Raw genomic sequence first — 980 nt, 5'->3', positions numbered from 1 at the left:
CTTGCCAAGGTTGGGGTCGCGAGTTCGAGTCTCGTTTCCCGCTCCAAATTCTAAGGCCCTAATCGAAAGATTAGGGCTTTTTTCTTTTTGATTTTATTATATTTTTGAAAATTCCGCCTTCCTTTGTGATTCAATTCAATAAAAAATATTCTTAATGTAATTTGTATTTTGTGACCAAGATGTGACCATGGCGTGCCCACGACAATAAAAATGGCCTCAATTAACCTTAAATGTCCTCAATCGATCACCACTTTCAGAGCTTTTTTGAAAGCAAAAAATCACCCTGTTCTCTTCCAAACAAGGTGTTTTTTACCAAACGATCAAAGATTTGTGACCATTTCACTTTTTGATGTGACCATTTGTGACCAAACTAGCTATTATCATTTTGATTATTATCAATTTTCTTAAAAATCAATAAATCGCCCACTTCTACATCTAATGCAATACAAATTTTATCAATGGTTTCAAAATCAATCCGTACAGATTCATCATTATAAAGTTTATGCAAAGTAGATTTATTAATTCCAGTACTTCTCACCAAATCAGCAACCTTAAGTTTCCTTTCTGCTAATAAAACCGCCAAGTTTGAGATAATCATAAAATTTCCTAGTTAAATCATAAAAAGTACTTGCAACAACATAAAAATATGATAATTTATGTCTTAGGAATAATTTTTCCTAGTTACCTAGTAAAAAATATGAGGCTCTATTATGTCATATACCTATCTCACAGCCCAGCAACTGGCTGAAAAAATCCAGTACGACGCTCGTACTATCCGCAACCAACTGAAGGACAGTGTCTTTATTGAAGGTGTTCACTACATCCGTCCTTTTGGTGGTCGAAAAATTCTTTTTGTTTGGGAACGCATTGAAACTGAAATGCTTAAATTCACCGGTTTAAGCATGGATGCCTTGCAATAAGGCTTAGGAGGTTTAACTGATGGCTACCATCCGGGAACGAAGTGGCAAACTGATTGCCGA

2 protein-coding genes are annotated in these 980 nt (G+C 35.3%); one reads left to right on the top strand and one right to left on the bottom strand.

The features are described from left to right. Positions 1 to 370: 370 nt before the first annotated feature. Complete coding sequence (locus J582_RS25375; protein ID WP_005094613.1) at positions 371 to 598, bottom strand: helix-turn-helix domain-containing protein; 228 nt, start codon at positions 596 to 598, stop codon at positions 371 to 373. 112 nt (positions 599 to 710) lie between these two features. Here J582_RS25375 and J582_RS25370 point away from each other — a divergent pair, with 112 nt between their 5' ends. Then, positions 711 to 920: a hypothetical protein gene (locus J582_RS25370; protein WP_000122748.1), complete on the top strand. Its 210-nt coding sequence runs from the start codon at positions 711 to 713 to the stop codon at positions 918 to 920. Positions 921 to 980: the final 60 nt, after the last annotated feature.

It is taken from the genome of Acinetobacter sp. 1566109 (assembly GCF_000582255.1).
Lineage (GTDB): Bacteria > Pseudomonadota > Gammaproteobacteria > Pseudomonadales > Moraxellaceae > Acinetobacter > Acinetobacter nosocomialis.
Note: the sequence above shows the minus strand (reverse complement) of the source record. Positions and strands in the feature narration are given on the sequence as shown.

Excerpts from the sequence above, each read along its gene's own strand:
- J582_RS25375 (WP_005094613.1), bottom strand. The coding sequence starts at position 598 with ATGATTATCTCAAACTTGGCGGTTTTATTAGCAGAAAGGAAACTTAAG.
- J582_RS25370 (WP_000122748.1), top strand. The coding sequence starts at position 711 with ATGTCATATACCTATCTCACAGCCCAGCAACTGGCTGAAAAAATCCAG.